This window comes from Chryseobacterium gambrini, from assembly GCF_900156825.1.
In the GTDB taxonomy this organism is placed as follows: Bacteria; Bacteroidota; Bacteroidia; order Flavobacteriales; family Weeksellaceae; genus Chryseobacterium; species Chryseobacterium gambrini.
This window is the reverse complement of record NZ_FTOV01000006.1, coordinates 165,642-179,658: the sequence shown is the minus strand read 5'-3', so window position 1 is coordinate 179,658 and position 14,017 is coordinate 165,642. Positions and strand designations below refer to the sequence as shown.

Sequence of the window (14,017 nt, the reverse complement as noted above, 5' to 3'; positions counted from 1 at the left end):
CGATAATAAAAAATCCCGCCAAAAGGCAGGATTTATATTTAAAATTCAAGACAAAATTATTCCCACTCGATGGTTGCAGGTGGTTTGCTTGAAATATCGTACGCTACTCTGTTGATTCCTCTTACTTCGTTGATGATTCTGCTTGAAACGGTATCTAAAAACTCGTAAGGAAGTCTGCTCCATGTTGCGGTCATGAAGTCGATGGTGTTTGCGGAACGAACTACGGCTGTGTATTCGTATGTTCTTTCATCACCCATTACGCCTACAGATTTTACCGGAAGAAGCACCACGAAAGCCTGAGAAACTTTTTCATACAAATCGTTTTTGTATAATTCTTCAATGAAAATATCATCTGCTTCCTGTAGAATTCTAACTTTTTCTGCATCAACTGCTCCTAAAACCCTGATTCCCAATCCAGGACCCGGGAAAGGATGTCTGTGAACCAGATGATGAGGAATTCCCAATTCTTCACCCACTTTTCTCACTTCATCCTTGAATAACTCTCTCAAAGGCTCAAGCAATTCGAATTCCATATCTTCAGGAAGTCCGCCAACGTTATGGTGCGATTTAATTACCGCAGAAGGACCGTTTACCGACTGACTTTCAATTACATCCGGATAAATTGTTCCCTGTGCTAAGAATTTAGCGCCTTCAATTTTATGAGATTCTTCATCAAAAACGTGAATAAATTCGTTTCCGATAATTTTTCTTTTGGCTTCGGGATCATCTACTCCGGCTAATTTCGATAAAAATCTTTCGGAAGCATCCACTAATTTAATGTTCATATGGAAATGCTCTCCATAATTATCCATTACTTTTTTGCCTTCGTCTTTTCTCAGTAAACCTGTATCTACGAAGATGCAAGTCAACTGGTCGCCAATAGCACGGTGAATTAACACTGCCGCTACAGAAGAATCTACTCCTCCAGAAAGTCCGAGAATTACTTTCTGATCTCCTACTTTTTCACGGATTTCCGCAACGGTTTTATCGATATAATTGGTCAGTTTCCAGTTTTTCTCTGCATTACAGATTCCGAAAACGAAATTTTCCAGCATTTTTCCTCCTTCTTCGGTGTGGGAAACTTCCGGGTGGAACTGTACACAGTAGATTTTTTTATCTTCATTAGAGATGGAAGCGATTACGCCGGATTTTGCATTTAATTCAAAACCTTCAGGCAATTCTCCCACTTCGTCGAAATGGCTCATCCAAACTATAGAATTGTTGGTAACGCCTTTTAATAAAGACGATTCTTTTATAATTTCAAGGTGTGCTTTTCCGTATTCACCTTTTACGCCTTTATGAACTTTTCCGCCTAAAAGGTGTGCTGTTAACTGCATTCCGTAGCAAATTCCCAGAACAGGAATTCCCTGTTCATATAATTCTTTTTCAACCAAATGGGCATTTTCTGCATTTACAGAACTTGGTCCGCCGGAAAGGATAATTCCTCTCGGCTGTTTTTCTAAAATGGTTTCTAAAGGTGTATTGAATGGTAAAATTTCAGAATATACGCCCATCTCACGGATTCTCCTTCCGATAAGCTGGTTGTACTGTGATCCGAAATCTAATATGATAATACCGTTGTTCATTTTTTATAATTGATGAATAATGATTGATAAATGATTTTGTAAAATTGTCTGAAATTATAGCCCCGATTGCAGCGGCATCCTTTTTTGTTATTGCGATTGCTGAGAAGTTCCAAATATTGCTTCACTTTGTTCGCAATGACAAAAAAGATACAGCGGAAAGCGGGAAATAGCTTCTAACAAAAAAAGCCCCGAAAAATCAGGGCATTATTTTAAAACTTTCCGATGTCTTCTCTGTAGAAGCCGTAATCGAAATGCACATGACTTGCATCTTCATACACTTTTTTGCGGGCATCTTCATACGTTGCTCCTGTAGCCACGATGTTCAGTACTCTTCCACCGTTAGAAACTACTTTATCTCCTTTTCTGATGGCTCCTGCGTATAAAAGTTTGCTGTATTTCAGTTTATCTTCGCCCACGATTTCGAAACCTGTTTCGATGTTTCTTGGGTAACCTCCTGAACACATCACAAGGCAAACTGCTTTTTCGTCTTTAAATTTAAGCTCGATGTCTTTTCCGTCCATACAATCCTGAATAACATCCAGAAGATTGTTTTCCATCAAAGCCATTAAAACCTGCGTTTCAGGATCTCCGAATCTCATGTTGTATTCTAAAAGATAAGTTCCGTTTTTCGTTACCATTAATCCGAAGAAAATGATTCCTTTGAAGCTGAAACCTTCTCCTTTAAGACCTTTAATGGTAGGTTCTAAGATATTTTTTTCGAAATCTGCGTAGTGTTCCTGAGTAAATTCCGGGCTTGGAGCTACGGTTCCCATACCTCCAGTATTGGGTCCTGTATCGCCATTTCCGGCTTTTTTATAATCTTTCGCCGCAATACAAGGGAATAATTTTTCCCCGTTTGAGAATGCGATGATAGAGGCTTCAAATCCTTCTAAATATTCTTCGATCACTAAACGGATTCCTGCATCTCCGTAGATTCTTCTGATCATAAAATCATGAATCGTTGCTTCAGCTTCTTCCAATGTATCGCAGATTACCACGCCTTTTCCGCCTGCTAAACCACTTGCTTTAACAACCAATGGAAACTTCTGCGTCTGCACATATTCTTTAGCTTCATTATAGGAATCGAATACTACTGCTTTTGCCGTTTTGATATCATAGGTCTGCATGAATTTCTTAGAGAAAGCCTTACTTCCTTCCAAACTTGCAACTTTCTGATTCGGACCAAAAACTTTAAGATCGTGTTTTTTGAATTCGTCCTTCAAACCTGCTACAAGCGGAGCTTCGGGACCAACAATCGTTAAGTCTACCTTTTCTTTGATGGCAAAATCTCTAAGTTCTTTAATCTCTGATAAATGAACATTTTTTCCAATAACATCAGTGGTAGCGTTTCCGTTGGCAAAAAACATTTTAGAAATTCTTGGGTCATTCTGAAGTTTTGCTGCCAAAGCAGATTCTCTTCCACCTTCACCTATGATTAATATTCTCATACTTTATTTAATTAACTAGTCTATAATTTACAAATATATAATTTTGGATGCTATAAATACAATCTCAAAATATAATTTCCGGATGTATGCATTTAATCTCAATAAAAATTTTTAACGCAAAGTCCGCTAAGATATCTTTAATAACTGACTGCTTTTTAAGTTCGCAAAGGCGTTAACACTCAGCAAAGACCGGAAAGCAATCTATCCTAAATTACAGATTTTCATCTATAATTTTAATTTAATTTTAATTAATGTAAAAAATGTCTAATTCCGGTAAACATCATCGGGATTTTGTGTTCATTGGCAGCATCTATACTGTCCTGATCTTTTACACTTCCTCCCGGCTGGATGATTGCTGTAATTCCTTCCTGAGCGCAGAAATCTACTACGTCACGGAACGGGAAAAATGCATCAGAAGCCAATACTAAGTCGCCGGAGAATTTTTCTTTGGCTCTTTCGATCGCCTGTTGAGTTGCCCAGATTCTGTTTACCTGTCCTCCTCCGATTCCGAAAGCCTGAATTCCGTTGGAAACGACAATGGCGTTGGATTTTACATATTTTACCACTCTCTGAGAGAATAATAATGCTTTTTTCTGCTCTTCCGTAGGCTGAGTTTCTGTGACAACTTTGATGTCATCTGAAAAGATGCTGTCGTTGTCCTGAACAAGGATTCCTCCGTCAATTTTCACCCAGGTCTGTTTGTCTGAAACCGGATTGACAATTTTTATAATTCTTAAGTTTTTTTTCTTTCTTAAAATTTCAAGTGCTTCTTCATCAAATTCCGGAGCCATTACAATTTCAAGGAAGGTTTTGTTTAATTCTTCTGCGGTTGCCGCATCGATTTTGTAGTTCATAGCAACAATTCCGCCAAAGATGGAAACCGGATCGCACTCGAAAGTTTTCTGATAGGTTTCCAGAGCTGAAGTTCCGATTGCCACTCCGCAAGGTGTAGAGTGTTTTACTGCACAACAAGCCATTTCTTCTTTGAACTCGGTCACTACTTTCCAGCAAAGATCCATATCCCGAAGGTTGTTGAAAGACAATTCTTTACCTCCCAACTGTTCGAAATCTTTCATCGCTCCGTTTTCGAAAGTAGAAACGTAGTAAGCTGCTGTCTGATGCGGGTTTTCTCCGTATCTTAAGTCAGAAACTTTTTTGTAAGAAGCATTAAGATAGGTTGGATATTCTTCTTCTAAAAGCATTCTTGAAATCGCGGCATCATAAGCCGAAGTAAGATTGAATACTTTTCCTGCCAGTTTTTTACGGGTTTCGATGTACGTATCACCGTTTTGTTCCATTTCGATTTTTACGGTTGCATAATCTTCAACATCCGTGATTACCGTAACCGAATCGAAGTTTTTCGCTGCAGAACGAAGCATTGAAGGTCCTCCGATGTCGATGAATTCTACCTTTTCGTGAAGAGAAATGTTTTTGTTTACATTTTCGAAGAAAGGATAAAGATTCACAATTACCATGTCAATCAGTCCAATTCCGTGTTCCTGAACGGTATTCATGTGTTCTTCGTTGGAACGAACCGCCAACAAACCACCGTGAACTTTCGGGTGTAATGTTTTCACTCTTCCATCCAACATTTCCGGGAAATTGGTAACCTCATCAATCTGAATCGGATTTAAACCAGCGTCTTTCAAATGTTTGAACGTCCCTCCTGTAGAAATCAATTCATAATTTTGGGCTTCCAAAAACTGCGCGAATTCGGTTAATCCGCTTTTGTCAGAAACACTGATTAAAACTCTTTTTTTGCTCATTTTACTTTCGATTTTTTACTTTTTACAGCTATTTCAAACTGTAGACCGGTTCTTTCACCTCCGATCTTTTTATTTTTACTTAGATTTTTCTTGTTTTTCGAAATAATTAAAATCTAAATGTGTTTTTTCATTAAAGAGATGATTTATTTCCTTCGACAAGCTCAGGATAAACTCTTGGCTCAGCGCTACATCTCTAATACTAACTATTTTTCCGTTCTGTTTATCATGCTGAAAGCATCTCAACTAAGCTTAGATTCCTACGGAATGACAAATTAAGTGGCTAGATTTTGCGTTGTCAGGCTGAGCTTGTCTAAGCCTTTCATTGTTGTTAGTTTTTTAACCACCCCGTCAAAAATTCTTTGAATTTTTGCCACCCCTCCAAATGAGGGGAATTTTTTGTATCGCTAATAATTAATGTCTAATTATTATTTAATACTTTGTTTATCGCAATTGGGAAAATTTCATATTCTATTAAGTGAACTTTTTCCGCTACGCTTTCGGGGGTATCGTCTTCTGTAATTTCGAATGATTTCTGAAGGATGGCTTCTCCTTCATCGATTCCTGAAGTTACAAAGTGTACGGTTGCTCCGCTTTCTTTTTCTTTTGCTTCGATCACGGCGTTATGTACGTGGTGTCCCCACATTCCTTTTCCTCCGAATTTCGGAAGTAAAGCCGGATGAATATTGATTATTTTTCCGTTCCATTTTTCACAGAATTCAGGTTTCAGAATGGATAAAAATCCTGCTAAAACGATTAAGTCTGTATTTTGAGGAATTTTTTCAGCCAGTTCATTACTGAAGTTTTTCCCTCTCGGAATCAGAATGTTTTCTATGTTATGATTTTTCGCTCTTTCCAGTCCGTAACATTCTCTGTCGGCAATCACTAACGATACTTTTGCATTGCGGATTTCTCCATTATCAATGGTATCGATGATTCTCTGAAGATTGGTTCCTGAACCTGAAACGAGTATGACAAGATTCTTCATAATGAGTCAATTTGAAAATTAGTTAATTTGAAAATGGAATACATTATCTAATTGGTAAATTTTCAAATTTTCAAATTGATTTTTTCGCTTCCTTCTGTAATTTCTCCGATTTCGTAAGCATCGTCTAAAAGGTGCAATACTTTTTCTGCGTGTTGTGCATCCACTACAACGATCATTCCGACTCCCATGTTGAATGTTCCGAACATTTCTTCACGCGCAACTCCTCCTCTTTTTTCCAGTTCTAACATAACCGTTGGAATCTGGATTTTTGAAGCATCAATCGATGCGCAAAGTCCGTCGCCAATAATTCTTGGAATATTTTCGTACAAACCACCTCCTGTAATGTGAGCGATCCCTGAAACTGCTACTTCTTCAAGAATTTTATGAATATCTTTGTAATATAGTCTTGTTGGAACCAAAAGCGTTTCGTACAAAGGCTTTCCTTCGAATTCTTCGTTGAAATCCGGGAACACTTTTCTTACCAGAGAGAATCCGTTTGAATGGAATCCTGAACTTGGCAACGCAATAATTTTGTCTCCTGCTTTGATTTTTGAACCATCAATAATCTGATCTTTTTCAACGATTCCTACGCAGAATCCTGCAACATCGTAATCTCCCGGCTGATACATTCCCGGCATTTCTGCGGTTTCTCCGCCGATTAATGCACAGTTGTTGTCTTTGCAGGCTTCTACCATTCCTAAAACGATTTCAGCGGCAATCTCGGAGTCTAATTTTCCACAAGCCAGATAATCTAGGAAAAATAATGGTTTTGCCCCGTGACAAAGAATATCATTGGCACACATTGCGAAGCAGTCTACCCCGATAGAATCGTATTTTTTTGAGTCTAAAGCTACTTTAAGCTTTGTTCCCACTCCGTCTGTTCCGGAAACCAATACAGGATTTTTGTATCCTCCGATCTCATAGAATGCCCCAAAACTTCCCAAATGGTTCAACACATTGGAATTATGTGTTTCGCCGACCGCTTTCTTGATCTTGTCAACGGTTTTGTATCCTTCTTCTTTGTCTACTCCTGCTGATTTGTACGTGTTGCTCATAGTATTTTAATAATCTAACAATGTATCAGTTTAGCAATGTAACAATGTTTTGAATTGGTAAATTCCTGCATTACTGAATTGGTACATTTTATTTTTACTTTTTATTCAAATTCAGAAAACAAAAAAGCCGACAATCTTGGTAGATTATCGGCCGTTGTTTTATCTCAGAATTTCAGAGTCCACAATATTCCCTTTCTTGGAGAAACATTCTTTAAAAGTGGTCTGAATTTTCATCTTTTTTCCTTTTTGCAAAGATATTAATTTTATATTAATTTTCAAATCTATTTTTCAAGAATAGATTCTAAGGCAGAAATTTTCTGAATTTTCTCTTTTAATTCGCTGTCTTTCTCTTCGTTAGAAATTTTCTGAGCCGCTTTATCAAAATTATCATTAAAGAAAGGCAGTGTGAAGGTGTCTACAATATTTCCGCCATGAAGAGGGAAACGTTTTCCTGAAGCTTCCAAAACACCTAAACCTCCTCTTGCTCCGGGAGCTGTCGCCATTAGCAGCATTGGTTTCTCGTTCCATACTGCTCTGTCTTTAATTCTTGATGTCCAGTCGAATACATTTTTGAATGCTGAAGAGTATGTTCCGTTATGTTCTGCCAGAGAAACCAGTAAAACATCTGCTCCGTCGATTTTTGAGGCAAAGTCTTTTGCTTCCTGCGGAACTCCGCTTGCCACTTCACGCTGGTGTTTGTAGATTGGCATTTCAAAAGCGTTCATGTCTACGATTTCCACGTCTGCGTTTGGAATTAATGAAGCTGCGTAAGTAACCAGCATTTTATTGATTGATGTATCGGAATTGCTTCCTGCTATTGCTAAAACTTTCATTGTTCTATTTTTATGTATTTTATTTTTTTTTACCACCCCGTCAAAAATTCATTCTGAATTTTTACCACCCCTCCAAAGGCGGGGAATTTTCGTTGTGCAAAATTAAGGGTTTATTTGAGATATGAAGGTAATTCCATTGGAACTTCCATTAATAATATTTCTGTGTCTTCTATGGCTTCAATGTTGAAACTTTGAGTATCCCAGATTCCTAAGCCGTCTCTTTCATTTAAAATACGGTCTCCGATTTTTGCGCTTCCTTTCAGTACAAACGCATAGACGCCGTTTCCTTTTTTGTTCAGCATGTAGTTTTTACCGTTTCCTTTGGTAAAATTGGCAAGATTGAACCATGCATCCTGATGAATCCAAACACCGTCGTCATTTTTATCGGGAGATAAGATCTGCTGGAAGCCGTTTATTTTTTCGCCTTCTTTAATGCTTTGCTGATCGTATCTTGGTTCTACTCCTACTTCTCTCGGGAATACCCAGATCTGTAAGAATTTTACCGCCTGATCTTTATTTTTGTTGTATTCACTATGCATGACTCCGGTTCCGGCACTCATTACCTGAATTTCTCCTTTTTTAATGACTGCTGTAGTTCCCATAGAATCTTTATGTTCCAGATCTCCTTCCAACGGAATGGAAATAATTTCCATGTCTCTGTGAGGGTGCGTTCCGAATCCCATTCCCTGCGTAACGGTATCGTCATTCAATACTCTCAACACTCCGAAGTGTGTTCTTTCAGGATTCTGGTAATTGGCAAAACTGAATGTGTGGTAAGAGTTTAACCATCCATGATTGGCGTGACCTCTTGTGTCTGCTTTATGATATACTGTTTTCATAATGTTTTTATTTTATGATACAAATGTACAGGAGATAACCGGCTAAATTGTTGATGTAAGATAAGAACGACAAAATCCGCCTTTTCAGCGGATTTATTGTTTGTTTTTGATATTACACAAGCATATTGAGAATATCGGGGTTTTCATTGAGATACGATTCAAAATAATCCAGATTCTGCATTCTCTGCCTGAGTCCTTCGAAGTCTGATGGATCGGAAAGCTCGATTCCGACGATTGCCAAAGCTGTTTCTCTGGAGTTTTTCTTGGTGTATTCAAAATGGGTGATATCATCGTTTGTTCCCAATACATTGAGGACGAAATCTTTAAGAGCACCGGGACGCTGCGGAAATTTCACCATAAAGTAATGCTTAAGACCGTTGTAGAGCAGAGCGCGTTCTTTAATTTCCTCCATTCTGGTAATATCGTTATTGCTTCCGCTGACGATGCACACTACATTTTTTCCTCTAATCTGCGTTTTATACTGCTCCAATGCAGAGATTGATAATGCTCCGGCAGGTTCCAGTACGATAGCATCTTTATTGTAAAGCTGAAGAATGGTTTCACAAATTTTTCCCTCGTCTACGGAAATGCATCCGGAAAGTGTATTTCTGCAAATTTCAAATGTTAAATCTCCTACTTTTTTTACGGCTGCTCCGTCTACAAAACTATCAATTTCAGTAAGCTCGGTATTGATTTTGTTTTCTATGGATACTTTCATGGAGGGCGCTCCTTTCGGTTCTACGCCTATGAGTTGGGTTTCTGCGGAAAGTTGTTTAAATACTGTGGAAATTCCGGAAGCGAGTCCTCCTCCACCGATCGGAATAAAAACAAAGTCTGTTGCTTCTTTTTTCTGTTCTAAAATTTCAAGTGCGACTGTTGCCTGTCCTTCAATGATCTGAACGTCATCAAAAGGATGAATAAAGGCAGCACCGGAAGTTTCTGCAAAATCCAAAGCGGCTTTTTTGGATGCATCAAAGGTATCTCCGAAGAGTTTAATGTCTACAAAATGACCGCCAAACATTTCTACCTGCTCCAGCTTTTGTTTCGGTGTGGTTACGGGCATGAAAATGGTTCCTTTAATCTTGAGCTGCTTGCATGAAAAAGCGACTCCCTGAGCATGATTCCCTGCACTTGCACAAACTATTCCTTCTGAAGTCCTGCCTTCGTTGAAAAGGGTTTTTATTTTATGATAAGCGCCTCTTAATTTGTAGGATCGCACCGGCTGTAAGTCTTCTCTTTTAAGGTAAATATGCGCATCAAATTTTTTCGACAAACGGGCGTTGTATTGCAAAGGGGTGTAATTCACCACGTTTTCGATGCTTTTTCTTGCCTGTATGACGGATTCGAGTGTGGGAAGTGTGAGTGTTTTATTCATCTTCATTTATTTTACCGGTTTTTTATGGTCTTTATTTCCTGAAAGCGGAAATGTCTCGCAGCCCGACCTGAGTGGAGCTCTTTTTCTTTTTCTAGAAAAGAAAAAAGCGGGAACGGAGGGCGGAAATAGCTGCCCCAAAAAATTTTTATACGGTTTTTATAGATTTCATTGCCGTCATTGCCTGACGAAGTTTTCTGCCGACCATTTCTACCGGATGGTTTCTGAGGGTGTCGTTAACGTGAACCAATTGCGCATTGTCTACGGACGCGTCTTTTCCTTCGTTGAAGTTTTTTCCTGCGAGGTCTGTATCTACTTTTTTCATGAAGTCTGCCAGAAGGGGTTTACAAGCCTGATCAAAGAGATAGCAGCCATATTCTGCGGTATCGGAAATCACGCGGTTCATCTCGAATAGTTTTTTTCTGGCGATGGTATTGGCAATGAGGGGAGCTTCGTGCAGGGATTCGTAATAGGCGGATTCCGGTTTTATTCCTGCTTCCACCATGGTTTCGAAAGCGAGTTCTACGCCTGCTCTTATGAATGCGGACATGAGGAGATAATGATCGAAATATTCCTGTTCGGAGATTTTTACGTCTCCCGCCGGAGTTTTTTCAAAGGCTGTTTCGCCTGTTTCCGCACGCCATTTCAAAAGGTTGGCATCTCCGTTTTCCCAGTCCTGCATCATGGTTTTGGAGAATTCTCCGGAGATGATATCATCCTGATGTTTCTGGAAAAGCGGCCGCATGATGTGTTTCAATTCTTCGGAAAGTTCAAATGCTTTGATTTTTGCAGGATTGGAAAGCCGGTCTAACATTCCGCTCACACCGCCGTGTTTCAATGCTTCGGTGATCACCTCAACGCCGTACTGAACGAGCTTGGAAGCATATCCTGCATCAATGCCTTTTTCTACCATTTTGTCAAAGGAAAGAATGGAGCCGGTTTGTAAAAGTCCGCATAAAATGGTCTGTTCTCCCATTAAATCTGATTTTACTTCTGCTACAAAGGATGATTTTAATACTCCTGCTTTATGTCCGCCAGTTGCCACACAATAGGCTTTTGCTTCTGCCCATCCTTTTCCCTGAGGATCATTTTCGGGATGTACGGCAATAAGTGTGGGTACTCCAAAACCTCGAAGGTATTCTGCACGGACTTCGGAACCGGGGCATTTCGGGGCAACCATGATTACGGTGAGGTCTTTACGGATCTGCATTCCTTCTTCTACGATGTTGAATCCGTGGGAATAGGACAATGTAGCTCCTTCTTTCATGAGTGGCTGTAGGGTGTTGATTACGGAAGTATGCTGTTTATCGGGGGTTAAATTGATGACTAAATCTGCCGTAGGAATGAGTTCCTGATATGTTCCTACGTGAAAGCCGTTTTCTGTGGCCTTTTTCCATGAGTCTCTTTTTTCGTCGATGGCTTCTTTTCTGAGGGCGTAGGAAACATCGAGTCCGCTGTCTCTTAAGTTAAGCCCCTGATTAAGTCCCTGAGCGCCACATCCTACGATTACTATTTTTTTTCCTTTTAAAGCTGCTACACCATCGGAAAATTGTGTACTGTCCATAAATTCTGCCTGTCCAAGCTGATGCAGCTGTTCTCTTAGTGATAGGGTATTGAAGTAATTTGCCATATTTTTGGGTAAAATGTAAAAAGTATTAAGTAAAATGTTTACTGTAACTACTTTTCAGGATTAATATTTTTATTTTAGGTTTTGTTTTGAATATTTTTTGAAACAATAAAACATTGTATTCAATTCAATTCGGAGTTTGATTGTTTTGACTGATTTGTTACATGGTAAAAACATCATCCCGCTTATCGAGGTATTCGTTCTCTACAATATGCGGAGAGGGTTCACGGTTTTCAAACTGAAGTACTTTTTGGTGGATTCCCGCGCTGTTTTTAATGATGGCGATTCTGGCACCGCGAACGAATTCTATGAGACCGTATTTGTTAAGTTCTTCGGTTAATCTGTCTATTTCTTCACGATGTCCTGCTGTTTCAAAAACGATGTAATCCTGACGGATAACTACAGTTGATGCACCATACTGACGAAGCAGCCGCTCTACATATACTTTTTCGGTAACCACATCTGCGGGTACTTTGTAAAGTGCCTGTTCCTGCCATACAATTTCATCGTCTGTATTGTAATAGGCTTTCATTACATCGATCTGCTTTTCCAATTGTCGGCAAAGTTTTCTCACTACTTCTTCGTTCTCCTGGATAACAATGGTGAATCTGTGAATGCCTTCTACTTCTGAAGGTGAGGTATTCAGACTCTCGATGTTGATTTTTCTCCGTGAGAAGATTCCCGATATTCTGCCGATTAAGCCCACTGAATTTTCGGTGTATAATGTGATGGTAAATTCCTGTTTTTCCATTTTCTTTTTTTTATTTTAGTCTGATCTCCGAAACTGAGGTTCCCTGCGCTACCATCGGAAATACATTGTTTTCTTTTCCTACCATCACTTCAAGAAGGTATGCCCCATCATGACTGAGCATTTTCTCGAGGGCGGCTTTTAAATCTTTTCTTTCGGATATTTTTTCACCTTCAATGTAATACCCTTTGGCAACTGCCACAAAATCGGGGCTTGTAATATTTACGAATGAGTAACGTCTGTCGTGGAATAATTGCTGCCATTGTCTCACCATTCCCAGAAACTCGTTATTAAGGATGAGAATTTTAACTTTTGCCCCAAACTGCATAATGGTTCCCAATTCCTGAAGTGTCATCTGAAATCCGCCATCCCCGATAATCGCTACGACTGTTTTTTCGGGGGCTCCATACCATGCTCCGATAGCAGCCGGCAAACCAAATCCCATTGTTCCCAACCCTCCGGAAGTCACACTGGATTTTGAACGGTTATACCGGGCATATCGACAAGCAACCATCTGATGCTGACCGACGTCTGTTGTGATAATGGCGTCTCCGTTGGTAAGCTCGTTTAATACTCTGATAACTTCTCCCATCGTCATGGCATCTGTATTGGGATTCAGTTCATTATGTATGACTTCTTTTATTTCTTCTTTTTCCAGTTCGCGGAATTTCTCTACCCATTCTGAATGGTCGTTTTCTTCGAGAAGTGCTGTCAATAAAGGGAGTGTTTTTTTACAGTCGCCCCAAACAGGAACTGTTGTTTTTACATTTTTATCAATTTCTGCGGGATCAATATCAAGGTGAATTACTTTTGCCTGTTTTGCATATTTATCGAGGCGTCCGGTAACGCGGTCATCAAACCGCATTCCTACAGCGATCAATACATCGCATTCATTAGTCATTACGTTGGGGGCGTAATTTCCATGCATTCCCAACATTCCTACGTGCAATTTATGATAGGTAGGCAACGCGCTCAGTCCCATTACGGTAGCTGCTGCCGGAAGATTAATTTTCTCAATAAAAGATTTTAATTCTTCTTCCGCTTTCCCCAGAATTACTCCCTGTCCGAAAAGAACAAATGGCTTTTTGGCCTGATTAATGAGCTGTGCTGCTTTTTCAATATATTCTTTTCTGATCTCAGGTTCGGGACGATAACTTCGGATGTGAGTGCATTTTTTATAGCCTAAATAATCGAATAACTGAAGTTGTGCATTTTTGGTAATATCAATTAAAACAGGACCGGGACGACCTGTATTTGCAATGTAAAATGCTTTGGCAATGGCTTCAGGAATTTCTGTGGCATCGGTAACCTGATAGTTCCATTTGGTAACCGGTGTGGTGATATTGATAACATCGGTTTCCTGAAATGCATCTGTTCCCAACAAGGAAGCATAAACCTGCCCTGTAATGCAAACTACAGGGTTACTGTCGATCATGGCATCTGCAAGACCTGTCACCAGATTGGTGGCTCCGGGACCACTTGTTGCAAAGACAACGCCTGTTTTTCCTGATACTCTTGCAAATCCCTGTGCTGCATGGATTGCGCCCTGTTCGTGACGAACGAGAATGTGTTTCAGTTTTTCGGAATAATCGTATAAAGCATCATAAATAGGCATAATTGCTCCACCCGGATATCCGAAAACGGTGTCTACATTTTCCTGCAATAAAGCTTCTAAAACTGCTTTGGAACCTGATATTTCGATGGCTTTCGCACTTCGGGTATCTTTCTGTTCATTTATTTCAAGTGTATTCATAATGT

11 protein-coding genes are annotated in these 14,017 nt (G+C 39.5%); all 11 read right to left on the bottom strand.

What is annotated here, in order from left to right; genetic code table 11:
• Nucleotides 1-56 precede the first annotated feature (56 nt).
• Nucleotides 57-1,586: a glutamine-hydrolyzing GMP synthase gene (gene guaA / locus BW951_RS12975; protein ID WP_076393475.1), complete on the bottom strand. Its 1,530-nt coding sequence runs from the start codon at nt 1,584-1,586 to the stop codon at nt 57-59.
• 209 nt (nt 1,587-1,795) lie between these two features.
• On the bottom strand, nt 1,796-3,034 hold the full coding sequence (purD, locus tag BW951_RS12970) for a phosphoribosylamine--glycine ligase (RefSeq protein ID WP_076393473.1): 1,239 nt from the start codon (nt 3,032-3,034) through the stop codon (nt 1,796-1,798).
• Nucleotides 3,035-3,282: 248 nt separating this feature from the next.
• Nucleotides 3,283-4,800 (bottom strand): bifunctional phosphoribosylaminoimidazolecarboxamide formyltransferase/IMP cyclohydrolase, encoded by a 1,518-nt coding sequence (purH, locus tag BW951_RS12965; RefSeq protein ID WP_076393472.1) that lies wholly within the window; start codon nt 4,798-4,800, stop codon nt 3,283-3,285.
• Nucleotides 4,801-5,218: 418 nt separating this feature from the next.
• Nucleotides 5,219-5,785 (bottom strand): phosphoribosylglycinamide formyltransferase, encoded by a 567-nt coding sequence (gene purN, locus BW951_RS12960; protein WP_076393470.1) that lies wholly within the window; start codon nt 5,783-5,785, stop codon nt 5,219-5,221.
• Between the two features lie 62 nt (nt 5,786-5,847).
• Entirely contained in the window at nt 5,848-6,840 is a 993-nt protein-coding gene (gene purM / locus BW951_RS12955; protein ID WP_076393468.1) for a phosphoribosylformylglycinamidine cyclo-ligase, read from the bottom strand.
• Nucleotides 6,841-7,121: 281 nt separating this feature from the next.
• On the bottom strand, nt 7,122-7,673 hold the full coding sequence (locus BW951_RS12945) for an NADPH-dependent FMN reductase (RefSeq protein ID WP_076393683.1): 552 nt from the start codon (nt 7,671-7,673) through the stop codon (nt 7,122-7,124).
• Nucleotides 7,674-7,783: 110 nt separating this feature from the next.
• The gene (locus BW951_RS12940) at nt 7,784-8,512 is read right to left on the bottom strand and encodes a pirin family protein (RefSeq protein ID WP_076393464.1); all 729 of its coding nucleotides are present in this window, start codon (nt 8,510-8,512) and stop codon (nt 7,784-7,786) included.
• 112 nt (nt 8,513-8,624) lie between these two features.
• Nucleotides 8,625-9,893, bottom strand: coding sequence for a threonine ammonia-lyase IlvA (ilvA, locus tag BW951_RS12935; RefSeq protein ID WP_076393462.1), 1,269 nt, complete (start codon nt 9,891-9,893; stop codon nt 8,625-8,627).
• Between the two features lie 139 nt (nt 9,894-10,032).
• The gene (gene ilvC / locus BW951_RS12930) at nt 10,033-11,514 is read right to left on the bottom strand and encodes a ketol-acid reductoisomerase (protein WP_076393461.1); all 1,482 of its coding nucleotides are present in this window, start codon (nt 11,512-11,514) and stop codon (nt 10,033-10,035) included.
• Nucleotides 11,515-11,671: 157 nt separating this feature from the next.
• Nucleotides 11,672-12,262, bottom strand: a complete 591-nt coding sequence (ilvN, locus tag BW951_RS12925) for an acetolactate synthase small subunit (protein ID WP_076393459.1) — start codon at nt 12,260-12,262, stop codon at nt 11,672-11,674.
• 10 nt (nt 12,263-12,272) lie between these two features.
• Nucleotides 12,273-14,012 (bottom strand): biosynthetic-type acetolactate synthase large subunit, encoded by a 1,740-nt coding sequence (ilvB, locus tag BW951_RS12920; RefSeq protein WP_076393457.1) that lies wholly within the window; start codon nt 14,010-14,012, stop codon nt 12,273-12,275.
• Nucleotides 14,013-14,017: the final 5 nt, after the last annotated feature.